This window comes from Nonomuraea solani (assembly GCF_900108335.1).
GTDB classification, from domain to species: Bacteria; Actinomycetota; Actinomycetes; order Streptosporangiales; family Streptosporangiaceae; genus Nonomuraea; species Nonomuraea solani.
In genome coordinates this window covers 54,911-80,000 of the sequence record NZ_FNVT01000023.1, presented here as the reverse complement: position 1 = coordinate 80,000, position 25,090 = coordinate 54,911, and the positions used below count along the sequence as shown (strand labels likewise).

Here is a 25,090-nt window from a genome sequence, read left to right as displayed (position 1 = left end):
TTGGCCGGAACCTACCGACACCGGTGCCGGATCGGACCCTGCCGACACCGGGGCGGGATCGGACCCGGCCGATGCGGGCGGTCCAGGTCGAGAGGTGCGGCCGGCCACCGGTCGTGGCCGGCCGTCCGGCGCCCTCGCCCGCTCCCGGGCAGGTCGCCGTCCGGGTCATCGCCGCCCCGATCACCCCACTGGACCTGCTGTGCGCGACCGGCACGTCCTACTTCGGCGCACCCGCCGTCCCGTACGTGCCCGGTGTCCAGGGAGTCGGGACGGTCGCGGACCGTACGGTGTGGTTCCCGACGGCGGCCGGAATGGCGCCGGGCGACGGGAGCATGGCCGAACTGGCACTGGCCCGGACGGAGGACCTGATCGACCTGCCTCCCGGCACCGACCCGTTCGCCATGGCCGCCCTCGGCCTCTCGGCCGTCGCCGCCCACATGGCCCTGACCTGGCGCGGTGAGCTGCGGGCGGGCGAGCAGGTGCTGGTGCTGGGCGGGGGCGGCGTGGTGGGCCAGGCGGCCATCCAACTGGCCCGCCTGTCCGGCGCCCGCCGCGTGGTCGCGGCCGCCCGCTCCCCCGAGGGCCTCGACCGCGCGGAACAGGCAGGCGCGGACGCCGTGGTGCCCCTCACGGGCCCCGGCACGGCGGCCACCGGCTCCCCGGACGCGCCGAAGCCCCACCCTCCGGAGGCAGCAGCACCCAGCAACCCGAATGTGGCGGCACCCGACCGCCTGGGGTCGGCGGAGCGCAGCAGCCCGAGGGTGGCGGCGGACGGTGGGCCGGACGTGGCGGAGTTGGCCGCCCGGCTCGCTGCCGCCTGTGACGGGCCGGTGGATCTGGTGCTCGACCCGCTCTTCGGCATCCCGGCCGCCGCGGCCGCCCGCACCCTGCGCAACGGCGGCCGCCTGGTCAACCTCGGCGGGTCGGCGTCGGAGACGTGCCCGCTCGACTCCGCCACCCTGCGCAGCCGCTCGCTCCGGCTGCTCGGATACACCAACAACGAGCTCACCCGGGAACAGCGAGCCGCGTCCATCGCGTTCATCGCCGCACAATCGGCCGCCGGACGGCTGTCAGTCGCCCATGAGGTCGTCCCACTCGAAGACGCCGCAGCAGCCTGGCAACGCCAAGCATCGGGCACCACCACCGGCCGCATCGTCCTGCGCATCACCTGACCGGCGCATCGTCCTATGGATAGGCGTTCGCCCAGGGGGAGGTAGGCCATCGCCTTTTCCTTTTACCTGAAACTCGCTATTTCGCCGCGCCATGAAACAAAGCAACCAACTCTTGACAAACCCCACAAACGACCAATACTCTCCGAGCTAAAATTATATCGATTTAATCAAGCGGAGCTCCAGAACCATGAGACCCCCCAGCAGCATCCGCCGCGCGCTCACCACCGGATTAACGGCTCTGCTCTGCCTGCCCCTGACGGCCCTCCCGGCCGCCGCGAGCAGCGAGCAGCGGCCACGGCTGGAGCGCCTCGACCGTGGCCTGATCGCGGTCCCGGCCAGCGAGGGCGTCTTCCTGAGCTGGCGACTCCTCGGCGGCGAGGTGACCGGCCACGGCACCACCGGCATGACGGGCGCCGACTTCCGCGTCTACCGCGACGGCCGCGCCATCGCCACGGTGACCGACAGCACCAACTACCGCGACCCCGCCGGCACGGCGGGATCGCGATACCGCGTCGCCCCGATCGTCAAGGGCCGCGAAGGCGAAAGCAGCGCCCCGGCCACGCCTTGGGTTAAATCGTTTTACGATCTCCAGCTCAAGAAACCGGCCGACGGCGTGACCCCGATGGGCGAGGCGTACACCTACTCCGCCAACGACCTGAGCGTGGGCGACGTGGACGGCGACGGCCAGTACGAGTACGTGGTCAAGTGGGACCCGTCCAACTCCAAGGACGTCTCGCAGCGCGGCTACACCGGCAACACCTACGTGGACACGTACGAGCTGGACGGCACCCTGCGCTGGCGCATCGACCTGGGCGTGAACATCCGCTCCGGCGCCCACTACACCCAGTTCCTGGTCTACGACTTCGACGGCGACGGCCGTTCGGAGATGATGCTGAAGACCGCCCCCGGGTCGAAGATCATCCGCTACACCCCGAGAGGCGAGGTCGCCTCCGAGCGTTATGTCACGATGCCGCGCGAAGACGTCAAGGCCGGATACGCGCACGGCGACGACTATCGAAAGAGCGCGGCGGATTATTTCGAGCACGTTGTGCACATGTTCGCGAAATGGCATGAGCACCCGGAAGTCATCGCGGGACGCTGGCCGGCGACACTCGAAGCGGCGTTCGGCATCGAGCCGACGCACGAATACCCGCTCTCCCGCGAGGACGCGGTAGAGCTGGCCACCTACTTCATCGACGTCTACGCCCCGAGCCGCAGCGGCAACAACCGGCTGCGCGAGTTCAACGGCTTCGTCATCACCGGCCCCGAATACCTGTCGGTCCTCGAAGGCGCCACCGGCAAGGAACTGCAGACGATCCCGTACAAGCCGGGCCGCGGCGACGACGGGCTGCTGTGGGGCGACTACGCGATGGCCAGGATCGAGCCGGGCAACCGCGTGGACCGGTTCCTGTCGTCGGTCGCCTACCTCGACGGCGAACGCCCGTCGGCGATCTTCGCCCGCGGCTACTACACGCGCACCACGCTCGTGGCCTACGACTGGGACGGCAGGAGGCTCAAGGAGGTCTGGTACGTCGACAGCGGCCACGCCCCCATGGCCAACCCGTTCAACGCCTCACCCCACGGCGTCCCCGGCAGCAACCCGGAGTACGCCGACCTGACCACGCAGGGTTTCCACTCGATGAGCGTGGCCGACGTGGACGCCGACGGCAGGCAGGAGGTCGTCTACGGCTCGGCCACCATCGACGACGACGGCGACCTGCTGTACTCCTCCTTCGCGCAGGGTCCGCCGCAGAGCAACGTGCCGGGCCAGAACGTCCGGCTCGGCCACGGCGACGCCATGCACGTCGGCGACTTCGACCCCGACCGCCCCGGCCTGGAGATCTGGACGGTGCACGAGGGCGGCCCGTGGGCGCCGTACGGCTGGGCGCTGCGCGAGGCGGCCACCGGCCGGGTGATCCACGGCGGTTACAGCGGCGTCGACACCGGGCGCGGCATGGTCGGCGACATCGACCCGGCGATCCGCGGCGTGGAATCGTGGTCGTCGATGCCGCCGAACCAGGCGATCGAGGCCGGTCTGTGGTCGGCCCGCGGCGACTACCTGGGCAGGAACGCTCCCGGCACGAACATGAGCATCCGCTGGGCGGCCGACATGACCACGCAGCTCGTCAACGGCACCGCCACCACCGTGCTGCAGACGCCGACCATCGACGATCACAAGCGCGGCACGCTGCTGACCGCCGAGGGCACGCTGACGAACAACTGGACGAAGGGCAACCCTGGGCTGGTGGCCGACGTGTTCGGCGACTGGCGGGAGGAACTGCTGGTCCGCACGGCCGACAGCGGCGCGATCCGGATGTACCTCAGCACCGAGGTGACCGGCAGGAAGCTGTACACCCTCATGCACGACCCGCAGTATCGCGTGGAGGTGGCCAGGCAGCAGACGGCCTACAACCAGCCGGCGTATCCGAGCTTCTACCTCGGCTCGGACATCGACTGGTCGAAGGTGCCCGTACCGGGAAAGAACTAGCCGGTCGACTCGCGCGCCACGACCGAGAAGCGGCTGATGAACTCGCGGGCCTCCCGCTTGTTCTTGCCCTTCTCGGTCAGGCGCTGGGCCAGCAGGTCGACGGCGGTGTCGGCCATGAGCGTGTGGTCGGGGTCGATCGTCGACAGCGACGGCACCGTGTAGGCCCCCTCCGCGATGTTGTCGAACCCGATGACCTTCACCCGCGCCGGCACCGCGACCCCGCGGTCGGCCAGCCCGCGCAGCACGCCGATCGCCACGGTGTCGGTCACGCAGAACGCGCCGTCGAAGTCGGCCCCCGAGTCGGCCAGCCGGCGCGCGGCGGCGGCCCCCGCCTCCATCGTGAGTGCGTCGATGGGGGCCACCAGCCCGGGGTCGAAGGCGATGCCCGCCGCGTCGAGCGCCTCGCGGTAGCCGGTGTAGCGCAGGCTGGAGACGTCGACCTCGTCGCCCTGGAAGCCGCCGTCGATGAGCGCGACGCGCCGGCAGCCGCGCTCGATGAGGTGCGCGGTCGCGGCGCGGGCGCCGTCGACGTTGGGCATCGCGACGTGGTCGACGGGACCGTCGAAGATGCGTTCCCCCAGGATGACCACGGGGTAGTCGACCTTGAGCAGCTCGGTGTCGGCGGGCCCGAGCCCGACCGTGCTGAGGATCAGCCCGTCGTAGAGCCGGTTGCGCGACAGCGCGAGGGCGTCGAGCTCGCCCTCGCGCGAGGCGCCGGTCTGCTCGATCGCGACCTTGAGGCCGTGACGCGCCGCCGCGGCGATGATCGCGGCGGCGAGCTGGCCGTAGTAGGGCCGGTCGACCTCGGCCACGGCGAGCCCGATCGTGCCGGTCCTGCCGGTGCGCAGGTTACGCGCCGCCACGTTGACCCGGTAGTCGAGCTCGGCGATGGCGCGCAGCACGCGCTCGCGCGTCTCGTTCTTGACGTGCGGATGGTCGTTGATGACGTGGGAGACGGTCATCGGCGAGACTCCGGCGGCCTTCGCCACGTCCTGTATCGTCACCACCTCAGCATCTTTTCACGGTCTCATCCCTTGACGCTGCCCTGCAGGAGCCCGTTGACGATGTAGCGCTGCATCGCGATGAAGAAGATCACGACGGGGACCAGCACGATCACGCTGAGCGTCAGGAACGCCGGCCAGTCCACGCCGAACTGCCCGACCGCCTTGTAGACCTGCAGGACCAGGGTCTCCTTCTCGGGCGAGCTGATGAACACGCTGGGGGTGATGAAGTCGTTCCAGATCCACATGGTCTGGAACACGCCGACCGTGATGAGGATGGGCCGGATGAGCGGCAGCACGATCCGCCAGTAGATCTGCCAGGGTCCCGCGCCGTCGATGCGGGCCGCCTCGAAGATCTGGATCGGCAGCGAGCGCAGGTAGCCCTGGATGAGGAAGTAGCAGAAGACCGAGCCGGCCGCGTACAGGAGGATGAGCCCTTCGAGGCTGTCCACCAGCCGCAGCTCGACCAGGATCCGGTAGACCGGGATGAGCGTGGCCTGGCCGGGCACCAGGAACGCGATGACGAGCAGCACGCCGATGACCCGGTTGACCAGGGTTTTGCGCAGCAGCATCGCGTACGCCGCCATCGACCCGATGACGAGCATGATGACGATGGACAGGACGGTGACGTACAGCGTGTTGACGAACGACTGCGCGATCGGCGTGCTCTCCAGGACCCGCTCGTAGTTGCCGAGGTAGAGGCCCGACGGCGGCGCGAGCGGCGCGGCGGCCGTCTCGGCCTGTGTCTTGAACGTGTTGACGACGATGTAGTAGAACGGCACGCCCACGATGGCCGCCGCCAGGATCATGACGCAGCTGAGCAGCACGGACGGGCGGCGTCTCGCGTTCATGAAAGCCGTCCTTCGAACCGGCGCGACAGGATGAGTTGCGCGGCCACGATCGCGCCCACCACCAGCATGAACACCACCGCGAGCGCCGACGCCTGGCCGAACTTGGCCTGCGCGATGCCGCTCTGGATGATCGACTGCGTGATGGTGAACGTGGCGTACCCGGGGCCGCCCTTGGTGAGGGTGTAGGGCAGGTCGTAGACCTTGAGGCCGCCGGTCATCAGCAGCAGCGAGCTGATGGTGACGGCCGGGGCGAGCAGCGGCAGCGTGATCGAGAAGAACGACTGGCGCCGGGTCGCGCCGTCCACCCGCGCGGCCTCGTAGTAGTCGCCGGGGATGGACTGCAGGTACGCCAGGTAGAGGATGGCGTGCCAGCCCGTCGACGACCAGACGGCCACCAGGATGACCGACAACTGCGCGAGGGTGCCGTCCGACAGCCACGGCACCGGCCCGAGCTCGCCCAGCAGGCTGTTGATCGCGCCGGAGCCGAGCGGGGACAGGATGAACCCCCACACCAGGCCGAGGATCGCGATGCTGGGGATGGCCGGGAAGAAGAACACGGCGCGTACGACGTTCCGGCCGAAGAAACGCCGGTTGAGCAGGACGGCGAGCGGGATCGCCAGCACCGTGATGATCACCGTGGTGCCGATCGCGAACAGCAGCGTGAACCCGAGCCCCGCCAGCATCGCCGGATCGGTGAAGATCTTCTGGTAGTTCTCCAGCCCCACGAACCGCACCTCGGGCGAGTAGCCGTTGAAGTCGGTGACGCTGTAGTAGAGGGACTGCGCCAGCGGGATCGCGAACAGCACGGCGAAGACCACCGCGATCGGGATCAGGAACGCCTGCAGGCGCAGCCCTTCGAGCCTCTTCAGCGACACCATGTCAGCCGGCGGACTTCAGCCGGTTGTCCAGCGCCGTCGCGACCGCGGCGGGCTGGGCCTGACCCTGGACCATGAGCTGGATCTGGGCGACGGCCTCGGTGTTGAGCGCGTCCTGGTTGCGCTCCCAGGCGATCTGCGGCAGGTAGAAGCGGCCCTCCTGCAGGGCCTTGAAGTTGGGCCTCAGCACCTCGTCGATCTGCGGCTCGTAGTCGGAGGTGGTGGTCATGGCCTTGGTCTGCTTGTTGTACAGGGAGACGGCGTCCTTGCTCGACAGGTACGTCAGGAACGCCTCGGCCTCCTTGAGACGCTCGGTCTTGGCGTTGATGGCGAACCCGGGCGACGCGGCGCCGGCCCAGAACGGCTTGCCGTCGGGCGTGGGCACCCCCGCGAAGGTCATCTTCAGGTCCGGCGCCTTCTGGTGGAGCGTGGGCACGTCCCACGGACCGCCGGCGATCATCGCGACCCGGCCGCCGGCGAACTCGTCGACGATCTGGTCGCCCTTCAGCCCGACGACGTCCTTGCTCATCACGCCGCTGGTGATCAGCTTGTTCCAGTTCGTCAGCGGGCCGTTCCACAGCTCGCCGAACGTCGCGGTGCCGGCGAAGATCTTGGCGTCCACGTCGCCGCCCTTGGCCGCGTTCTCGTGGCCGACGAGCGCGGCGAGGGTGAGCGGCATGGCGGTCGCCGTGTCGTAGAACGGGGTGACGCCCGCCGCCTTGAGCTTCTGGCACAGCGCGAGGAAGTCATCCCATTTCGTGGGGAACTCGGTGACGCCGGCCTTGGCGAGCAGGTCGTTGTTGTAGAGGATGCCGCCGGACCACGACGACAGCGACATTCCGTACGCCTTGCCGTCCTTGGCGTACGTGGCGCTGTTGAACTTCGACACGTTCGCCATGTACGGCTTACCGGTCAGATCCAGGACGAACTTGCCCTCGATGAGGTTGGTCTTGTTCTCGGCCGCGATCAGGAAGACGTCGGCCCCGGTGCCGGAAACGAGCCGGGTCTGCAGGGTGGAGATGTACTCGGCGACGGGCGGGGCGTTGGAGAACTCGATCTCGATGGCCGGGTTCTGCTTCTCGAACGCGTCGATCAGCGGCTTCATCGTCTGCTCGTTGTCCCACGAGAAGAAGGCGAGTTTGGTCTTGCCGCCGCTGCCGCCTCCGGACCCGCATCCGGTGAGCCCGGCCAGTGCGACCGCGGCCGCCGCCAGTATCGCGCTTGTTCGTCTCCGGAGAAGGGCCATGGCTCACCTCTGCCTCGTTGTATCGATACAGTTTTTTATCGATACAAATCACGCCGTGTCAAGGATGGATTACCGGCCCCGCAACGGGCAGAATCGGACCGGTGAGGTCCCGGTCGCAGGTCAGCTCGCCGTCCAGGACGCGCAGCCGGGCCGCGCGCACCGTCGACCCGCGCTCACCGCCGGGATGGGTGAAGTAGAAGACCACCGCCTCCTCCCCCGTGACCACGACGTCCGCGTGGTGCCCGAACTCGCCGGGGCCGTCGAGGATGAGGCCGCGCGGCCGCCACACGTCGAGGTCGTCGGAGACGAGCACGCGCTGGCCGTGCCACTCGTCCACGATCATCCAGTGCCGCCCGCCCAGCGTGAACACGTTCGGCCCCTCGTGCGCCGAGATCGTCACCGCCGGGCCGTGGACCCGCCAGCGGTACAGGTCGTCGCTGTCGGCCGCCCAGGTGTGCGAGCCGTGGGCCTCGTCCTTGTACCAGAGCCGGTGGCCGCCGCCCGGCAGCGGCGCCACGCAGGCGTCGATGACGCGCGGGGAGGACAGGTCGAGGGTGGAGCGATATGTCCATCGGACCAGGTCAGGGCTGGTGTAGTGGCGGATGTGACGGTCGTGCGGAGTCCAGGCGTCGGGGACGCCACGGATGACGCTGACGTACATGTGGTACGTGGCCCCGTCGTCGATGATCTCCGGAGCCCAGTACGTGTGCCGCCCCCACTCGGTGTCCAGCCCCTCCATCACCCCCCGGTAAAGCCAGGTTCGCCCGCCGTCGGCCGACGACGCCACGCCGAGGTCGCTGCCGTGCACCCAGCTCACGTCCTCCCTGGCGGGGGCGGTGGCGCGGCGGGCGGTGTAGACGAGCCACCAGGCGCGCTCGGCCCGGTTCCAGATGACGACAGGGTCGGTGGCGCCGTCGTACATGGGGTCGCGATACATGTTTGTAACGATACAACGAGCATGCCGAAAGGGGCGCCCCGCGTACGGGGCGCCCCTTTTCGAGGTCGGTTACTTCTTGACCGACACGGGCCGGGTCGTGTCCTGCTCGGCCCAGGCACCGGTGGAGAAGGCGACCGGCCGGCTCTTCTTGCCGACCCCGTCACCCCACTTGGTGACGACATAGTCGACCTTGATGTGGCCCTCGCCATCGACGCCGTCCACACCGAGGGTGTCGGCGTTGAACTCGCCGCCGGTCAGCTCGGCAAAGGTCTTGGCGTCCAGGTCCAGCATCACACCACGGCTCGAGGGGTCGCCAGGACCGCGGTCACCCACGAAGAACGGCAGCTTCTTGCCCTTGTAGAGCACGTAACCCTCGGTCATCAGCGGCCAGCTCGGGCTGGCGGCCAGACCCTTCTGCATGGGCTTGCCGGCGGCCGGTAGACCGGTGTCACCGGCGCGGCCGGAGGAGTCGTCCCAGAAGTAGGACGCGGTGGTCGAACCCTGCAGCACACCCTGCTGCGCACTGGCGGCGGCGTGCGCGTCGGCCTGTGCGGTGGTCGTGCCCAGGGTCAGGGCGGTGGCGGCGGTGGCGGTGAGCAGGGCAATGGAACGCAAACGAGCGAACGTCATTAACTCAGGTCCTTTATTAGGGGACTGGGCAACTTTGCGCTCGCTTGAGGAACGAGGCCGGGCAGCATGCCATACGGACGCCGCGTGGAGCGCAGAAGAATCCGGAGAATCCGAGACTCTTGGATTTCGGCGAGGCCCGCGTGTCAGCAGGTCGCTCGCCGGCAACTGACCACTACGTTACCCCCCGAACAGGACAAAGGCAAACGAATCACCATGAACCGGGCATAGATCTACCTCGGAGGGTAAAGCGTCAGTCGATGTCCCGCCGCAGGACGCGCGCCACGCCCGCCGCCATCGGGACTGCCACCCACACCCCGTCAAGGCCGACATCACCCGCATCTTCGCCAAGCTCGGCACCGACAACCGGGTCCACGTGGCCTTGAAGGTCCGCGACGCCGGCCTGCTCTAACGGCGCTTCCGCCGTCGGCGGACCAGCGCGAGGCCCGCCAGCGCGGCCGCCACCAGGACGATCACCGCCGGGCCCGTCCAATTGGTGGCCTCCGGGGCCGGTGGTGCGGCGACGACGCGCTTGGGAGTGCCGAGGGCGGCGATCAGCTCGGGCGGCTCCTGCCGCAACGGCTCATCACCGGCCGGGACCTGCTGGTTGCCGTCACACGACGTCGTGGACACCTCCGCGTTTTCGGCGCGGGCGAACACCAGGTAGCGGGCACCCTGCGCGAAGTGGTAGCCGCAGGCCGCACTCTGCGCGTGGGTCACCACCTGGACCTCGGCGGGCTGCTCGCCCTTGTAGACGTGGTCGGCGCGGAGTGTGGCGACGACGCGGCCGCCGTTCAGCATCGGCTCGTCCACGCGGACGTGGGTGACGGTGCCCGTGAAGACGGTCTCCGCGTCGGCGACGTACTGCTGCGGTGTGCGCTGCGCGCACGAGCAGGCGCCCGCCGCCTGGACGGGAAGGATCAACAGGGCGGTCACCAGGGACAACAGGGTGAGCAGACGAACCATCATGCCCTCAGGACGTATCGCTCCCATGATCGGTTCAGTCGAGGCGCGCGGTGCTGTTGCGCACGATGAGCGTCGTGGCGAGCTCTATGCGCGTCCCCGCCGGCCCTCTCGGGTGGGTCAGCTCCTCGGAGACGAGCCGGACCGCCTCGTTGGCCATGTCGTCGAGCGGCTGGCGCACGGTCGTGAGGGGCGGCGAGAGCATCTCGCACAGGGGCGAGTCGTCGAACCCCACCACGGACAGGTCGTCCGGCACCCGGATGCCCTGTTCGGTGGCGGCCTGGTAGACGCCGGCCGCCTCCAGGTCGTTGCCGGCGAAGATCGCGGTGGGCGGGTCGTCGCGGTCGAGCAGCTCCAGGGCCAGCTTCCGGCCGCCCTCGACGAGGAAGTCGCCGTAGCGGGTGAGCGAGGGGTCGGAGGCGATGCCGAACGTGCGGTGCGCGGCCAGGTAGCCCTCGTAGCGGTCGAGCGTGCACTGGGTGTCGAGCGGCCCGCCGATGAACCCGATCCTGGTGTGCCCCAGCTCCAGCAGGTGGGTGGTGGCCATGACGCCGCCCAGCCAGTTGGTGGCGCCGACCGTGGACAGGCGCGGGTCGCGCTGCCCGACCGGGTCGAGCAGCACCAGCGGGACGTGCAGCAGCTCCTCGATGGCCGTGATCTCGCGCTGGTCGGCGCGGGACAGCACGAGGACGATGCCGTCGGTCTGGCGCTTGCGGATCATCCCGATCCAGCGCCGCAGGTCGAAGTCGGGCCGCGCCGAGGAGGTCACGACGAGCGAGAACCCCCACCGGGCCGCCGCCTTCTCCGCGCCGCCGACGAGCACCTGCGCCCACGGGGAGCCGAGCCCGTCGATGAGCAGGTCGACCAGGCCGACCCTGGGCGTGCTCGGCGGGCGCGGGGCCTCGTAGCCGGAGGATCTGACCGCTTGGAGCACCTTGTCGCGGGTGGCGGCGGCCACGTGTTTCTTGCCGCTCAGGACCTTGGACACGGTCGGCACCGACACTCCGGCGGCCGCCGCGACGTCGGCCAGCGTGGCTCGTGCCACAGGACCTCCCGTTGGCGAGGTGCGACCGTCCGGCCGGCACCGGCGAATGGCGACTTTCGGAAAATCATACGAAATCCGCAAGCCCACTGACCTGGTCCGATCAGCGACATGTCGTCATTTGACCGCACTGTTGACATGGCTATGAGCGGGAGCCTACCGTAACTGATCGGCAATGTCACGATAACCTTTCGGAAAATTAACCAGAAACTTTCCGATCTGAACGAGGGTGTATGCCTGCACACGAACACCGGGTCGAGGCCCTGCTGGCGGACATGTCGATCGGTGAGAAGCTCGCGCAGCTCGTGGGCGTGTGGCTGAACGTCAACCGCGACGAGGGCGTGGTCGCTCCCCTGCAGGACTCGATGCAGGGCGAGGAGGTGGCGTTCGAGGCCTTCGCCCGCGACGGGGTCGGCCACATCACCCGTCACTTCGGCACCAGGCCCGTCGATCCGGAGCAGGCGAGCGCCACCCTGGCCGCGCGTCAGCGCTGGCTGCGCGACCACACCAGGCTCGGCATCCCCGCGATCGCGCACGAGGAGTGCCTGACGGGGCTGGCGGCGTGGCGGGCCACGACCTATCCGGCGCCGCCCGCGTGGGGCGCGTCGTTCGACGCCGGGCTGGTGGCGGAGATGGGCCGCCGGATCGGGGCGGGCATGCGCGCGCTCGGCGTGCACCAGGGCCTGTCCCCCGTGCTCGACGTGATCCGCGACCAGCGGTGGGGCCGGGTGGAGGAGTGCATTTCCGAGGACCCGTACGCGGTCGCCACCATCGGCGCCGCCTACGTCCGCGGCCTGCAGTCCGCCGGCGTCATCGCCACGCTGAAGCACTTCGTCGGCTACTCCAACTCCCGCGCGGGCCGCAATCTGGCTCCCGTGCACGCGGGCGCGCGCGAGGTGGCCGACACGCTGCTGTTCCCGTTCGAGGTCGCGGTACGGGACGCGCGGGCCGGCTCGGTCATGAACTCCTACGCCGAGATCGACGGCATCCCGATCGCCGCCGACGAGCACTACCTGACCCGGATCCTGCGCGAGGAGTGGGGCTTCGAGGGCACCGTCGTCGCCGACTACTTCGCGGTCGCCTTCCTGCACACCCTGCACGCCGTCGCCTCGGACGCCGAGGACGCGGCCGTCCAGGCGCTGACCGCGGGCATCGACGTGGAGCTGCCCACGGGCGTGGCCTACCTGGAGCTCGCGCGGGCGGTCGCCGAAGGCCGGATCGACGAGGCCCTCATCGACCGGGCGCTGCGCCGCGTGCTGCGGCAGAAGGCGGAGCTGGGCCTGCTCGACGACGACTACGAGCCCGTACCGTCCGGTCCGGTGGACCTCGACGACCCCGAGTCCCGCGACCTGGCGCGGCGGCTGGCCGAGGAGTCGGTCGTGCTGCTGGCCAACGACGGCGTGCTGCCGCTCGGCGACGTGGTCGGCCGGAGGGTCGCGGTCGTCGGCCCGAACGCCGGCAGCGTGGCCGCCCTGTTCGGCTGCTACTCCTTCGTCAACCACGTGCTGCCGCACTTCCCCGAGGCCGAGGCCGGCATCGCCGCGCCCACGCTGCTCGACGCGCTGCGCGCGGAGCTGCCTGGTGCGATCCTCGAAACCGAGCGGGGCACCGGCGTGGACGACGGCGATCGCTCGGGGATCGCCGCCGCCGCGCGCCTGGCGGCCGGGTCGGACGTCGCGATCCTCGTGCTCGGCGACCGGTCGGGGCTGTTCGGCCGGGGCACCTCGGGCGAGGGCTGCGACGTGGAGACGCTCGACCTGCCCGGCGCCCAGCAGGAGCTGGCCGACGCGGTGCTCGCCACCGGCACGCCGACCGTGGTGGTGCTGATGACGGGCCGCGCGTACGCGGTGCCGGGGCTGCTGGCGAACGCCGCGGCCGTCGTCCAGGCGTACTTCCCCGGCGAGGAGGGCGCGGGCGCGATCGCCCGGGTGCTCAGCGGCGCCGTCAACCCCTCGGGCCGCCTGCCGATGAGCATGCCCCGGGCCACCGCCGGGCAGCCGTACAGCTACCTGCACCCCAGGCTCGGCGCGGCAGGGTCGGTCAGCAACCTCGACCCGGCGCCGGTGCTGAGCTTCGGGCACGGCCTGAGCTACACGCGTTTCTCCTACGCGGACCTGACCGCCGACGAGACGGTCGCGGCCGGGGAGCCGATCCGGTGCTCGGTCGTGGTGCGCAACGACGGTGACCGGGCGGGCGCGGAGGTGGTGCAGGTCTACGCCTCCGACCGCATCGCCTCGGTCACCAGGCCGCTCGCCCAGCTCGTCGGGTACGCCCGCGTCGAGCTGGAGCCGGGCCAGAGCGCACGGGCGGAGTTCGAGGTGCCGGCCAGGCTGCTGTCGTTCACCGGCAGGGACGGGCGGCGCGTCGTGGAGCCGGGCGAGGTCGGCCTGTCGGTACGCCGCTCCGTAGCCGACGTCGTGGACGAGCGGACCGTCCTGCTGACCGGCCCCGTCCACGTGTTCACCGGCGCCGAGCCCCGGCTGACGACCGTTTCGGTGACCTCTCTCCTTCTGACGGCAAATTGACCACGGGAGCTGTGACATGACACGTATGGATGGTTTCAGGGAACGCGTGGGCGGCTTCGCCTTCGGCGGCGACTACAACCCCGAGCAGTGGGATCCGGCCGTCTGGCGGGAGGACGTCCGGCTCATGCGCGAGGCCGGCGTCAACGCCGTCAGCCTGGGCGTGTTCGCGTGGGCGTCGCTGGAGCCCGAGCCCGGCACGTACGAGTTCGGCTGGCTGGACGAGATCATGGATCTCCTCCACGACAACGGCGTCAGCGTCAACCTGGCCACCCCCACGGCGGCGCCGCCGGTCTGGCTCACGCACCTGCACCCCGAGGTGTTCCCCATCAGGGACGACGGGCAGCCGTTCGGCTTCGGCAACCGGCTGCACTATGACCCGTCGTCGCCGATCTACCGCGAGTACGCGGCGAACATCACCACCAAGCTCGCCGAGCGCTACTCCTTCCACCCGGCGCTGGCGATGTGGCACATCAGCAACGAGTACGGGCCCACGTCGTACGGCGAGGCCGCCTCGATCAACTTCCGGAGCTGGCTGCGGCGCAAATACGGCACCCTCGACCGGCTGAACGAGGCGTGGACCACCCGCTTCTGGGGCCAGCTCTACACCGACTGGGACCAGGTCGACGTGCCGCACATCCCGCGTAACTGGATGAACCCGACCCGCCGCCTCGACTTCAAGCGCTTCACCTCCGACGCGCTGCTGGAGTGCTACCTCGCCGAGCGGGACATCGTGCGCTCCTTCCGCGACGACATTCCGGTCATGACCAACTTCATGCGCTTCTTCCGCCACGCCGACTACTGGAAGTGGGCGCCGGAGGAGGACGCGGCCGCGCTCGACATCTACCCGAACCCGGCCGACCCCGACTCGCACGTGTCGGCGGCCTTCAACTACGACCTGTTCCGCTCGCTCAAGGGCGGGCAGCCGTGGATGCTGATGGAGCAGTCCAGCAGCGCGGTCTCCCAGTGGCAGCTCAACATCGTCAAGGAGCCGGGGCGGATGCGGCTCGGCTCGCTGCAGGCGGTGTCGCGGGCGGCCGACTCGGTGATGTTCTTCCAGTGGCGGGCCAGCAGGGGCGGGCAGGAGCGCTTCCACTCGGCGATGCTGCCGCACTCCGGGCCGGACTCGCGCACGTTCAGGGAGATCACCGACCTCGGGCGGGAGATGAAGCTGCTCGCGCCCGTGGCCGGGACGACCTCGCGGTCCGAGATCGCGATCGTGTTCGACTGGGACGGCTGGTGGGGCCTTGAGGAGGTCTTCGGCCTGCCGCGCAGCGACTTCAGCTACACCGAGACCGTGATGCGGCACTACACGCCGCTGTGGGAGCGGCACCACGCCGTGGACGTGGTGTCCCATGCGTCGTCGCTGGACGGGTACAAGGTGCTGGTGGTGCCGAACGCGTACCTGATCGACGACGAGGGCGCCGCGCGGATCATCGAGTTCGCCAGGAACGGCGGCACGGTGATCATGTCGTTCTTCTCCGGCGTCGTGGACGGCGACAACCGCGTCCGGCCGGACGGCTACCCGGGGGCGTTCCGTGAGCTGATCGGCGCCAAGATCGACGAATACTGGCCGGCGCGGCCGCACGAGGAGTTCGGCGTCGAGTTCGCCGACGGACGGCGCACGACGTCCACCTGGTGGCGCGACGACCTGCACCTGGAGTCGGGCACGGCGCTGGCGACCTACGCCGACGGGCTGCTGGCGGGCCGGGCCGCCGTGGTCGAGAACCGGTTCGGCGCCGGGCGGGTGGTCTACTTCGCGACCCTGCTGGAGCAGTCCGCCTTCGACGCCGTGGTGGCCGACGTGGTCGCGGAGGCGGGGGTGCGCTCGCGCTTCGACGGCGTGCCCGCGCACGTGGAGTGCACGGTGCGGGGGGACGCCTCGAACGAGTACGTGTTCCTGCTCAACCACAGCGCCGACCAGAGCACGTCCGTAACCGTGGGAGCGGAGGGAACGGACCTGCTCACCGGTTCCCCCGTGACCGGCGAGGTCACGCTGGCGCCGCTGGGCGCGGCGGTGGTCCGGATCACCCACCCATAAGTCTGTACGTCCCCGCCCGCATCGGTCAGCATGGAGGACATCTGCGGGCGGGGAGGCTCTCGTGCCGAACAGACTTTGCTACGCCGACGCGGTGAAGCTGCTGGGCGGCACCGACAGCGCACTGGTCGCCGCTCTCGACAATCTGACCGGTGGCCTGCTGCTGGCGGGCTCGGGAGGGACCGACCAGTTCGCCCTCAGCCTCTTCGACGCCAAGGGCGAGCTCGCGCGGCTCAGCCGGGAGCTGGTCAGCGGGCTGACGGAGCGGCTGCGCGGGCTGGGCCGCTTCGACCGGACCGAACGGCTCACCGCGGCCCACAAGGTGATCGTCCTGACCGCCTACTTCGAGGCCGTCAACGCGGTGCAGCCGCCGTTCGAGCCGGAGGAGTTATGGCCGGGCAGGGCCGCGCAGGTCGGCCTGGCCACCGACGACCGGCCCGCGTCCGGCCGGCTCAAAGAGCTCGTCGGCGTGCTCAACGACAGCGACATTCCCGGACATCCGATCCGTCTGGGCAGCGAACCCATGCCGGAGGTGCTGCGGACGTTCTACGCCTCCCTGAGCCATCGCGTCATCGCCGTCCTGAAGGAGACGGCCTCCTGTTCCCAGGCGGCCGAGGACGTGCTGACCGGCGAGGTGCCCACGGTCGCGCTGCGCCGCTACGAGCTGCATCTGCGGGCATTGGCGGCCGACTTCCCCGAGGTGGCGTTCTGGGTGAACCACCTCGACCACGCCGCCACGCACGACCGGCTGCTGCGGCTCCAGCACGGGCTGGAGGGGCTGGGTGAGGTGCTGGAAGAGATCGCCTCGAACGCCATTCCCATCGACGACCGGCGCCAGGCGCTGGCCAGGCGCTATGAGCGGGTCCTCGACCGGCCCATCGTGTCTACGGGCGACGTCCCCGAGGGGCTGATCATCCCGTCGCTGAGGTCGGCGTACATCAATCCCTGCTTCCAGACCGCCGAGGCGACCGACGCCTCCCAGCTCGACCAGGAGCAGTGGTGGGAGTCGTATGACGTGCGCGACGACCTGCAGGAGTTCCTGATCGGCTATCTGACCTCGCTCGACGCGACCCGGGCGCCCCTGGTCGTGCTGGGCCAGCCGGGGTCGGGCAAGTCGGTGCTCACGCAGGTCCTGGCGGCGCGCCTGCCCGCCTCTGACTTCCTGGCCGTACGCGTGACGCTGCGCGACGTCCCCGCCGACACCGACCTGCAGTCCCAGATCGAGCATGCGATCAGGGACGCGACGGGAGAGAGCCTGACCTGGCCCGCGCTGGCCAGGACGGCCGGCGGCGCGCTGCCCGTCATCCTGCTCGACGGGTTCGACGAGCTGCTCCAGGCCACCGGCATCGGGCAGACCGACCACCTGGAGCAGGTCGTACGCTTCCAGGAACGCGAAGCCGACCAGGGACGCCCGGTCGCGGTCCTGATCACCAGCCGCATCGCGGTCGCCGACCGCGCCCGCATCCCGCGCGGCGGCGCGACCGCGCTGAGGCTGGAGCCGTTCACCGACCGGCAGGTCGAACAGTGGCTGGCCGTCTGGAACGGCCACAATCTCGACCGCCTGACGAAGCGCGGGCTGCTCCCCCTGACCGCGCAGGCGGCGCTGCGCCACCCGGAGCTCGCCGCGCAGCCGCTGCTGTTACTGATGCTCGCCCTGTACGACGCCACCGACAACGGGCTGCAGAAGCGGGCCCAGACGATGGACCACGCCGACCTGTACGAGCAGATCCTGCGCCGTTTCGCCGAACGCGAGATCCACAAGACGCGGCCGGAGCTGGCGGGCGACCCCCTGGAGACCGCGATCGGGGACGAACTGCTGCGGCTGTCGATCGCGGGGTTCGCCATGTTCAACCGGGGCCGCCAGTGGGTCACCGAGGACGAGCTGTCGGCCGATCTCACCGCGCTGTCCCCCGCCCCGGTCGTGGAGCGGCACCTGCGCGACTTCCACGCCCCGCCGACGCCGGCCCAGCAGGTCATCGGCAGGTTCTTCTTCATCCACCAGGCTCAGGCGCTGCGCAAGGACACGCGTCTCACGACGTGCGAGTTCCTGCACGCGACCTTCGGGGAGTTCCTCGTCGCCCGGCTGATCCTGCGCGAGCTGCTGGACCTGGCCGAGGTCGCGATGGCCCACAGCAGGCACGCCGTCGACGACGGATTCGTACGGACGCTGCTCTCCTTCGCGCCGCTGACCCTGCGCGGCCAGATCATCGACTTCCTGCGCCCGCTCGTCGGGCGGCTCGACCACGACCGGCGCCGGCTGATCCGCGACCTGCTGCTCACCACCTTCCACGGCGCCCTCGACTCGCCCAGGGAGACCGGGCACGAGTCCTACCGGCCCAGCCGCATCAGCGCGCCCGCCCGCCACGCCGCCTACTCCGCGAACCTGCTGCTGCTGACCGCCGTGATGGGCGGTCCGGTGCACGGGCGGGAGCTGTTCCCCGACGCGCGGGTGCCGGCGGCCGAGTGGCGGCGGCACGCCCTGCTGTGGCGGTCGCAGTTCACACCGGAGGCCTGGGGGCGCCTGGCCGGCGCGCTCGCGTTACAACGCACCTGGTACGCGGGCAACCGCGAGGTCTCGATCAGTCTGCGTGACGACGAGTCGTGGACGGCGTACGAACCTGACGTGTTCTGGATGTTCCACTCACCGCCCGGTCACGCCCGGCGCAGACGCTATGGGTGGCGCCTGAACCGCACGCACCACCTGCTCCGGGAGAGCCACTTCACCTGCGACTTCGCCGAGGACGTCGCCTGGCACGCGCTCGCCGCGGTCGTCACGGACCTGGACTATGGCGATGTCGAGGGCCCCGAGGACATCGAGGCCACGACCGCTTTCGGCGTGCTGAGCCCCGACGAGGCGATCTCCGTCACCAACGCCATCACCCGGGTCTGGCTGATCTCCAGCCATCCGGACGGGAGGGGTGATCTTCAGCGGGCGTACGAGGACTGCCTGCTGGTCATCCAGAACAGCCGCCCGAACGAGGACGCGGTGGCGCGCGACGCCTATTTCGCCCGGCTCCTGCGGCAGCTCGCCGCCGACCGGGAACGGCTCTCGGCCGAGTTCAGGGCCCGCGTCCTGGAGTACCTCAGACCTTGCATCCTGACGGAGGCGCATCTGGCCGCCCGGCCCATGGTGCGCGGCTGGGCCGAACTCGCCTTCGCCGACGTCGGCTGGCCGCCGGTCAGGTGGGCGGCGGACGGGCTCATGGGGCACTCGTCAGGATGAACTCCTCGTAGCCGTCCGGCGCCGGCGAGGGCGAGCGTGGCACGGCAGCCCAGCTCTACGCCGGCCCCCTCGAAGCGACCGGCGGCACCGAGCAGGTAGCCCGCCACCAGGTCGGGGAGGGCACTGAGCGCCGAACCGGGGAGGGCGGCCAGCCTCCGCGTAGCCGATCGGGACCTCAGGCACGGCCAGTCTCCGCGTGGCCGATCGCGACCTCTCAGGCGTGGCCGCCCTCCGCATGGCCGATCGCGACCTCGATCGCCGGGTGGTAGGCGGCGAGTTGGTCCGGGGTCCAGCCGGCGGGGCCGTGGGCTGTTTCGTGGGTGATGATGCGGTAGATGAGGGCTCGTACCAGCATCTGGCCCCATTCGGGCAGGTGTACCCAGCGGGCGGCCAGCGCGGGCGTGGCGCCGTACCAGCACAGGGCGTCGGCGACCGCGACCGCCGCCGCCCACGACGGCGGTCGCCAGTAGACGGGCCAGTCGATGATCGCCGGCGTCAGGCCCTCGGCGAACAGCACATTGCCGGGCAGGTCGCCGTGCACCGCCTGCGACGGGAGATCGACCGGCCGGCGGGCCGCCACAAGGGGCTCCAGCAGGTCCGTCGCGCCCGCCGGGACCGGCAGTTCCTCCCACGCCACGCGGTCACCGCAGGACCAGGGGTCGTCGCGGACGTCCAGGAACGCGGGCCTGGGCAGGTGCGCGATCGCCGAGTGGAAGGCGGCGCCGGCCCGCAGCACGTCGTCCTGCCTGCGAACGTCCGGCTCGCCCGCCACGAGCCGGCACGCCTCCCAGCCGCGCCGCACCCACGTGCCGTCCAGCGTCCTGACGGGCCGGGCCAGCCGGAAGTGAGGCGAGTCCGGCAGCTCGGCCAGTACCTCGGCCCGCCACAACGTCTCGGACAGAAGGCCCACCCGCTTGAGAACCAGCGCACCAACCCGCCAGGCCCCACCCAGCCAAACCGGCTCCCCCGCAACCCCGAACGCGACCACCACATCCTCAGAAGGCGGCCCACTCGCATCCGCAGGAGGTGGCCCGCTCACGGCTCGCCCGCAGGGCCGTTCAAGGGGCCGCCGGTGGGGACGCCAGCCAGGTGCCGACCTCGGCCTCGAGGTCGGCCTTGAGCGGGGCGGGGGCGAACGAGGCGGTGATCGAGGCACGGGCCAGGTCGGCGAGGTCGGTGTCCCCGTAGCCGAACACCTGCCGCAACCGTTCGTACTCCTCCCCCAGCGCCGTCTCCCCGTCCGTGTTGATCGTGACGTGCAGCCCGGCCGCCCGCAGCCGGGGCAGCGGATGTTCGGCCAGCGACGGCACCAGCCCCAGCAGGACGTTGGAGGTCGGGCAGACCTCCAACGGAATGCCACGCTCGCGCACCTCCGCCACCAGCGCGTCGTCGTCCAGCACCCGGATCCCGTGCCCGAGCCGCTCGGTGTGCCCCAGGTCGAGCGCCTCGCGGATGCTCGCGGGACCGGCCGCCTCCCCCGCGTGGTGCACCAGGTGCAGCCCGGCGCCCCTGGCCGCGTCGAACACCTCCGCGAACGGCGCCAGCGGATGGCTCTCGTCGCCCGCCAGGCCCAGCCCGATCACCTCGTCGTAGCGGGTGGCCAGCTTGTACGTACGCCACAGCCGCTCGACCGGCCGCCGCCTGGAGTGGTCGAGCAGCACCCGGCTCTCGATCCCGTAGCGGGCCCGGCCCTCGGCCAGCCCTTCGATCACCGCCTCCAGCGGCATCTCCGGCGATCCGACCCGCTCGCCGTGGGAGGCGGCGGTGAAGGTCACCTCGACGTAGCGGGTGCCCTGCGCGGCCTCGTCGGCGCAGAACTCCAGCGCGATCCGCCGGAAGTGGTCGGCCGTGCGCAGCAGTTCGCGCACGCGTGCCCGCGCGTCGGCGAACTCACGAAAATTCTGGAAAACCCCGGCGGGCGCGGGCGTCCCGCCCAGTTCGCGCACGGTTTCAGGTCGTACAGTGCTTTCCAGGTGGACATGGAGGTGAGCCTTCGGCAAGGCCCGTACGTCTCTCACGTCCCACCACCATATGGGACGCCTCCAGCATCCGCATTCGGATAAATGCCAGGAAGGAGCGCACCATGACCGCAGTTCTGGTCCACGGCGTCCCGGAAACCCCGGCGCTCTGGGACCCTCTCCGCTCGGCTCTGCGCCGGCAGGACGTGCGCGCCCTCCGGCTCCCCGGCTTCGGCTGCCCCCTCCCTGACGGTTTCACGGCCACCATGGACGAGTACGTGACGTGGCTGGCCGGCGAACTGGAGGCGCTCGGCGGCGACATCGACCTGGTCGGCCACGACTGGGGCGGCGGGTTCGTGGTGCGCCTGGTCAGCCTCCGCCCCGCCCTCGTACGCTCCTGGGTCACCGACGCCGCCGGGCTCGGCCATCCCGACTTCCGCTGGCACGACCTGGCCCGGCTGTGGCAGACGCCCGGCGCCGGCGAGCAGTTCCTGGAGCAGATGATCTCCCTGCCGGTCGAGGAACGGGCCGGCGCGCTGGGCGGCTACGGCATCCCCGCCGAGCACGCCCTGACGATGGCGTCCGCCATGGACCAGGTCATGGCGGACAGCATCCTGGCGCTGTACCGGTCGGCGGTGAACATCGCCGAGGAATGGTCGCCGGCGTTCACCGACATCCCGGCGCCGGGGTTGGTGCTGATTCCGTCGGGCGATCCGTTCCTGTCGGCTGAGGTGTCGCGGGCGGCCGCGACCAGGGCCGGGGCGGCGGTGGCACCACTGCCCGAGCTGGGCCACTGGTGGATGCTCCAGGATCCGGCGACGGGCGCGGCGAAGCTGGAGGAGTTCTGGAGCAGCGTGACCAAGTGACTGCGCACCAGCCCTGGAACACCGTGGCCAAGTGCGCGCGCACCAGCGGGGCCGAGTGAAGGCGGACCGGTTCTGGAACGGCGTGGCTACGTGAGGACGGACCGAGTGAGGCGGATCTTCGACTGCTTGTGCGGCAGCCGTTCCCAGTCGTCCATGAACGTCGCCGTCAGCCCGTACCGTCCGGCCAGTGCGAGGAGCGTCTCGGTGCGGTAGTAGAAGTCCTCCCGCAGCACCTGATGCTCCTTGCCCTCGGTCCGGTCGAAGGTGAAGTCGAACCAGCCGCCGGGCCGCAGGATCCGGCCCACATGGGCGAAGCATTCCTCGATCACGTGCAGCGGGGAGTGCGAGAAGACGCTGTGCGCGTGGACGACGTCGAAGTGCTCGTCGGGCAGGAATTCGAAGCGCAGGTCGCGTACGGGTGTCAGGTGCGGCAGCTTGTCCCGCAGCCCGTGCTGGACGACCGTTTCCTGGGCCGCCATGAGGATGTCGGGCGAGATGTCGATGCCGTAGTAGTTGCCGGTGTGCAGGTAGCCGATGAACAGGTGCCCGGCCCGCAGGTTGCCGCAGCCGATCTCCAGCATGCGGCATTCGGGTTTGAGACCGTGCTCGACCAGGTAGTCGAACTGCATCCGGCCCAGCGCCAGCCAGCGTCTGTGGTTGTGCGAGCCGACCGCGCCTTCAGGGTCGCGGGCGGTGTCGGAGCGCATGACGGCGCGGTAGTAGGAGACGTGGTCTCGCGTACGCAGCCTGAACCACGTGTCGCGGGCCAGCCGCCTCAAGTGGGGGACGATCTTGTGGGGGTTCTTGATCGCGTACGTCACCTGGTGGACGAGGCTCGAACGGGAGCGTTTCACGCCTTGGAATCTAGGTCAGCCGGGCCCTGCCCCATAGGGCGGTGGCGACAGTCTTGAATTCCCGTTTGCGCAGCCTTGTAGTTCGCCCCTCGTACCAAGCGCCGAACGGTCAGCTCAGATATTCACGAAGCGCCAGGGAGCGGGACGGGTGGCGCAGTTTGGACATCGTCTTGGCCTCGATCTGGCGGATCCGCTCCCGGGTGACCCCGTAGATGCGGCCGATCTCGTCGAGCGTCATGGGCTTGCCGTCCTGCAGCCCGTAACGCATGCTGATCACGCCCGCCTCGCGCTCGGAGAGCTGGTCGAGCAGGGCCCGCAGTTGTTGCTGGAGGAGGGTGAAGGAGACCGCGTCGGCCGGGGAGACGGCCTCGGTGTCCTCGATGAGATCGCCGAACTCGCTGTCGCCCTCCTCGCCCAGCGGAGTGTGCAGGGAGATGGGCTCGCGGCCATAGCCCTGGACCTCGATGACCCGGCCGACTTCGAGCTCACTCTCCTTGGCGATCTCTTCGGGGGTGGGCTCGCGGCCGAGGTCGCTCTGCAGGCGGCGCTGCGCCCGCGCCACCTTGTTGATCAGCTCGACCATGTGTACGGGGATGCGGATCGTCCTGGCCTGGTCGGCCATGGCCCGGGTGATGGCCTGCTTGATCCACCAGGTCGCGTAGGTGGAGAACTTGTAGCCGAGCCGGTAGTCGAACTTCTCGATCGTCCGGATCAGGCCCAGGTTGCCCTCCTGGATCAGGTCGAGAAAGAGCATGCCACGGCCGGTGTAGCGCTTGGCGATGGAGACGACCAGCCGCAGGTTGGCCTCCAGCATGCGGCGCTTGGCACGAAGGCCGTCGTCGGCGACCCACTCGAGGTCGGCGCGGAGTTCGGGGGGCAGACCCGGCTCGTTGTCGAGCCGTTCTCGGGCGAACAGGCCGGCCTCGATGCGCTTGGCCAGCTCGATCTCCTGCTCGGCGTTGAGGAGCGGCACTCTGCCGATCTCCTTGAGGTAGGCCTTGACCGAGTCGGGGCCGACGGCCGTGCCGCCGTCGGCAACGTTGTCGTCCAGTTCGAGAACCTCTGCTGCTTGGGACAAAACACTCTCCTCGCTGCTGCATTGGATGGACGGCGACCCAAACTTAGGTCGCGCCTAACTTTAGGTCGCCCTCGAATGAGAGTCAACCTAAAATAAGGTCGAACCTAAAAATTTGTGGAAGACTGCGGCTATGAGCATCGACACCTTGGGGTTGAGGGAACAGAAGAAGCGAGAGACCAGACAGGTCATCTCTGACCACGCTACCCAACTGTTCCTGGAACGGGGGTTCGACCGGACGACGATCGCCGACATCGCCGCTGCTTCCCGGGTGGCCAAGATGACCGTCACCAACTATTTCCCCCGCAAGGAGGACCTGGCCCTCGACCACCACGAGGCGTTCGTGGCGGGCCTGGCGGACGCGGTGGCGCGCCGCCCGGCCGGAGAGTCGGCGCTGGGGGCGGTACGGCGCACGTATGAGGAGGCGCTGGAGCGGCGCGACCCGGTCATCGGGTTCACCGGGCAGGACTTCGCGCGGATGATCGCCGACAGCCCGACCCTGATCGCCCGCCTGCGCGACCTCCACGACCAACGCGAAGAGGCCCTCGCCGTCCACCTGACCACCGAAACAACCGGAGACGGCCGGTCGGAGGGAAATGCCGGCGAGACCAGGGGTGGCCGGACGCCTGAGAGCACCGGCGAGAGCGGGGACGGCCGGACGGCCGGAACCGCCGGCGAGAGCGGGGACGGCCGGACGGCCGGAACCGCCGGCGAGAGCGGGGACGGGGAGCCGGAGGGTGTGGCGGCCGGGGATCCCGTCGTGGCGCGGGCCGTGGCGGCGCAGTTGGCGGCGGCCGATCGGCTGCTCTTCCGGGAGTTGCAGGCGCGGACGCTGGCGGGCGGGAGCGACGACGAGATCGCCGCCGCGCTGTCCGTGGCCGCGCGGCGGATCTTCGGCCTGCTCGAACCGGCCATCGGCGGGTACGCCGTCCGCTGAGCCCATGTGTCGGTCAACGCCCCGATCGCGCCAGGTCTTCCGCTGAGGAGGCGGCCTTCCCTGGCCGGCCCCACCCGACGAGCCCTCCGGACACCGCGACACGAGCCCTTGGCACGGTGGACCCTGGGGCATTGAGCCCTGCGCCACCGCACCCTGCGAGACTGGGCTCTCCGGCACGGGGCCCTGCGGGATCAGGCCCTGTTGCCGTCGCGGGCGCGTGCCGTGTGCTCCGTGATTCCACCCGCTCGCGCATCCCCCGGGCCCCCATCCGCGCCGTGTCATCCGCCCGCGCCTCGGGCGGCCCGAGTATTCATCTGCCCCTCGCGAAGAACGCGTATTCCTCGTCGCGGCCCCGAAGATCCTCAGGAGCCCGTCGCAGAGCTCCTGGGCGGTGGCCATGTGATGCTCCCCTCGT

Annotated in this window: 18 protein-coding genes and 1 pseudogene; 7 read left to right on the top strand and 12 right to left on the bottom strand. The window is 70.1% G+C overall.

Annotated features, from left to right (window positions below; translation table 11 throughout):
• Window positions 1-23: 23 nt before the first annotated feature.
• Both C4V41_RS49765 and C4V41_RS49760 read left to right on the top strand, forming a co-directional pair.
• Entirely contained in the window at window positions 24-1,172 is a 1,149-nt protein-coding gene (locus tag C4V41_RS49765; protein WP_235030880.1) for a quinone oxidoreductase family protein, read from the top strand.
• 187 nt (window positions 1,173-1,359) lie between these two features.
• Complete coding sequence (locus C4V41_RS49760) at window positions 1,360-3,660, top strand: rhamnogalacturonan lyase (protein WP_103963085.1); 2,301 nt, start codon at window positions 1,360-1,362, stop codon at window positions 3,658-3,660.
• Here C4V41_RS49760 and C4V41_RS49755 read toward each other — a convergent pair.
• The 8 genes from C4V41_RS49755 to C4V41_RS49715 all read right to left on the bottom strand — a co-directional run bounded on the left by C4V41_RS49755 (window position 3,657) and on the right by C4V41_RS49715 (window position 11,205).
• Window positions 3,657-4,664 (bottom strand): LacI family DNA-binding transcriptional regulator, encoded by a 1,008-nt coding sequence (locus tag C4V41_RS49755; RefSeq protein WP_200824778.1) that lies wholly within the window; start codon window positions 4,662-4,664, stop codon window positions 3,657-3,659. The genes C4V41_RS49760 and C4V41_RS49755 overlap by 4 nt on opposite strands.
• A gap of 23 nt (window positions 4,665-4,687) precedes the next feature.
• Window positions 4,688-5,512: a carbohydrate ABC transporter permease gene (locus C4V41_RS49750; RefSeq protein WP_103963083.1), complete on the bottom strand. Its 825-nt coding sequence runs from the start codon at window positions 5,510-5,512 to the stop codon at window positions 4,688-4,690.
• Window positions 5,509-6,390, bottom strand: coding sequence for a carbohydrate ABC transporter permease (locus tag C4V41_RS49745; protein WP_103963082.1), 882 nt, complete (start codon window positions 6,388-6,390; stop codon window positions 5,509-5,511). Before C4V41_RS49745 ends, C4V41_RS49750 begins: the two co-directional genes overlap by 4 nt.
• Window position 6,391: 1 nt before the next feature.
• The gene (locus C4V41_RS49740; protein ID WP_103963081.1) at window positions 6,392-7,633 is read right to left on the bottom strand and encodes an ABC transporter substrate-binding protein; all 1,242 of its coding nucleotides are present in this window, start codon (window positions 7,631-7,633) and stop codon (window positions 6,392-6,394) included.
• A gap of 58 nt (window positions 7,634-7,691) precedes the next feature.
• Window positions 7,692-8,570, bottom strand: coding sequence for a glycoside hydrolase family protein (locus C4V41_RS49735; RefSeq protein WP_200824777.1), 879 nt, complete (start codon window positions 8,568-8,570; stop codon window positions 7,692-7,694).
• Between the two features lie 69 nt (window positions 8,571-8,639).
• On the bottom strand, window positions 8,640-9,200 hold the full coding sequence (locus C4V41_RS49730) for a hypothetical protein (RefSeq protein ID WP_103963079.1): 561 nt from the start codon (window positions 9,198-9,200) through the stop codon (window positions 8,640-8,642).
• Window positions 9,201-9,605: 405 nt separating this feature from the next.
• Window positions 9,606-10,166 carry a hypothetical protein gene (locus tag C4V41_RS49720; RefSeq protein WP_160150668.1) on the bottom strand — a complete coding sequence of 187 codons (561 nt, stop codon included), beginning with the start codon at window positions 10,164-10,166 and terminating at the stop codon, window positions 9,606-9,608.
• 31 nt (window positions 10,167-10,197) lie between these two features.
• Complete coding sequence (locus C4V41_RS49715) at window positions 10,198-11,205, bottom strand: LacI family DNA-binding transcriptional regulator (protein WP_235030879.1); 1,008 nt, start codon at window positions 11,203-11,205, stop codon at window positions 10,198-10,200.
• Between the two features lie 230 nt (window positions 11,206-11,435).
• On the opposite strand from C4V41_RS49715, the gene C4V41_RS49710 reads away from it, so the two are divergent.
• The 3 genes from C4V41_RS49710 (at window position 11,436) to C4V41_RS49700 (ending at window position 18,985) form a co-directional block, all read left to right on the top strand.
• A complete protein-coding gene (locus tag C4V41_RS49710; protein WP_103963077.1) occupies window positions 11,436-13,727 on the top strand; it encodes a beta-xylosidase/alpha-l-arabinosidase in 2,292 nt (763 codons plus the stop codon).
• Window positions 13,728-13,743: 16 nt separating this feature from the next.
• On the top strand, window positions 13,744-15,765 hold the full coding sequence (locus C4V41_RS49705) for a beta-galactosidase (RefSeq protein ID WP_235030878.1): 2,022 nt from the start codon (window positions 13,744-13,746) through the stop codon (window positions 15,763-15,765).
• Between the two features lie 61 nt (window positions 15,766-15,826).
• The gene (locus tag C4V41_RS49700) at window positions 15,827-18,985 is read left to right on the top strand and encodes an NACHT domain-containing protein (protein ID WP_103963075.1); all 3,159 of its coding nucleotides are present in this window, start codon (window positions 15,827-15,829) and stop codon (window positions 18,983-18,985) included.
• A gap of 214 nt (window positions 18,986-19,199) precedes the next feature.
• Here C4V41_RS49700 and C4V41_RS49695 read toward each other — a convergent pair whose 3' ends face one another.
• Together C4V41_RS49695 and add are read right to left on the bottom strand one after the other, a co-directional pair.
• A complete protein-coding gene (locus tag C4V41_RS49695; RefSeq protein ID WP_103963074.1) occupies window positions 19,200-19,976 on the bottom strand; it encodes a TIGR02569 family protein in 777 nt (258 codons plus the stop codon).
• Window positions 19,977-20,043: 67 nt separating this feature from the next.
• Window positions 20,044-21,003, bottom strand: a complete 960-nt coding sequence (gene add / locus C4V41_RS49690) for an adenosine deaminase (protein ID WP_103963073.1) — start codon at window positions 21,001-21,003, stop codon at window positions 20,044-20,046.
• A 65-nt stretch (window positions 21,004-21,068) separates the two neighbouring features.
• Here add and C4V41_RS49685 point away from each other — a divergent pair, with 65 nt between their 5' ends.
• Window positions 21,069-21,809: an alpha/beta fold hydrolase gene (locus C4V41_RS49685; RefSeq protein WP_103963072.1), complete on the top strand. Its 741-nt coding sequence runs from the start codon at window positions 21,069-21,071 to the stop codon at window positions 21,807-21,809.
• Between the two features lie 86 nt (window positions 21,810-21,895).
• On the opposite strand, the gene C4V41_RS49680 is transcribed toward C4V41_RS49685, so the two are convergent.
• Both C4V41_RS49680 and C4V41_RS49675 read right to left on the bottom strand, forming a co-directional pair.
• Window positions 21,896-22,663 carry a class I SAM-dependent methyltransferase gene (locus tag C4V41_RS49680; protein ID WP_235030876.1) on the bottom strand — a complete coding sequence of 256 codons (768 nt, stop codon included), beginning with the start codon at window positions 22,661-22,663 and terminating at the stop codon, window positions 21,896-21,898.
• A 109-nt stretch (window positions 22,664-22,772) separates the two neighbouring features.
• Window positions 22,773-23,699: pseudogene (locus C4V41_RS49675) on the bottom strand (RNA polymerase sigma factor); the annotation flags it as partial.
• Between the two features lie 172 nt (window positions 23,700-23,871).
• Between C4V41_RS49675 and C4V41_RS64865 the strand changes: the two are divergent.
• Window positions 23,872-24,675, top strand: a complete 804-nt coding sequence (locus tag C4V41_RS64865) for a TetR/AcrR family transcriptional regulator (protein WP_103963070.1) — start codon at window positions 23,872-23,874, stop codon at window positions 24,673-24,675.
• Window positions 24,676-25,090: the final 415 nt, after the last annotated feature.

What these genes read in the sequence shown, in the direction of transcription:
- C4V41_RS49760 (WP_103963085.1), top strand. Translation starts at nt 1,360, where the DNA reads ATGAGACCCCCCAGCAGCATCCGCCGCGCGCTCACCACCGGATTAACG.
- C4V41_RS49750 (WP_103963083.1), bottom strand. Translation starts at nt 5,512, where the DNA reads ATGAACGCGAGACGCCGCCCGTCCGTGCTGCTCAGCTGCGTCATGATC.
- C4V41_RS49745 (WP_103963082.1), bottom strand. Translation starts at nt 6,390, where the DNA reads ATGGTGTCGCTGAAGAGGCTCGAAGGGCTGCGCCTGCAGGCGTTCCTG.
- C4V41_RS49740 (WP_103963081.1), bottom strand. Translation starts at nt 7,633, where the DNA reads ATGGCCCTTCTCCGGAGACGAACAAGCGCGATACTGGCGGCGGCCGCG.
- C4V41_RS49735 (WP_200824777.1), bottom strand. Translation starts at nt 8,570, where the DNA reads ATGTATCGCGACCCCATGTACGACGGCGCCACCGACCCTGTCGTCATC.
- C4V41_RS49730 (WP_103963079.1), bottom strand. Translation starts at nt 9,200, where the DNA reads ATGACGTTCGCTCGTTTGCGTTCCATTGCCCTGCTCACCGCCACCGCC.
- C4V41_RS49720 (WP_160150668.1), bottom strand. Translation starts at nt 10,166, where the DNA reads ATGATGGTTCGTCTGCTCACCCTGTTGTCCCTGGTGACCGCCCTGTTG.
- C4V41_RS49710 (WP_103963077.1), top strand. Translation starts at nt 11,436, where the DNA reads ATGCCTGCACACGAACACCGGGTCGAGGCCCTGCTGGCGGACATGTCG.
- C4V41_RS49705 (WP_235030878.1), top strand. Translation starts at nt 13,744, where the DNA reads ATGACACGTATGGATGGTTTCAGGGAACGCGTGGGCGGCTTCGCCTTC.
- C4V41_RS49685 (WP_103963072.1), top strand. Translation starts at nt 21,069, where the DNA reads ATGACCGCAGTTCTGGTCCACGGCGTCCCGGAAACCCCGGCGCTCTGG.
- C4V41_RS64865 (WP_103963070.1), top strand. Translation starts at nt 23,872, where the DNA reads ATGAGCATCGACACCTTGGGGTTGAGGGAACAGAAGAAGCGAGAGACC.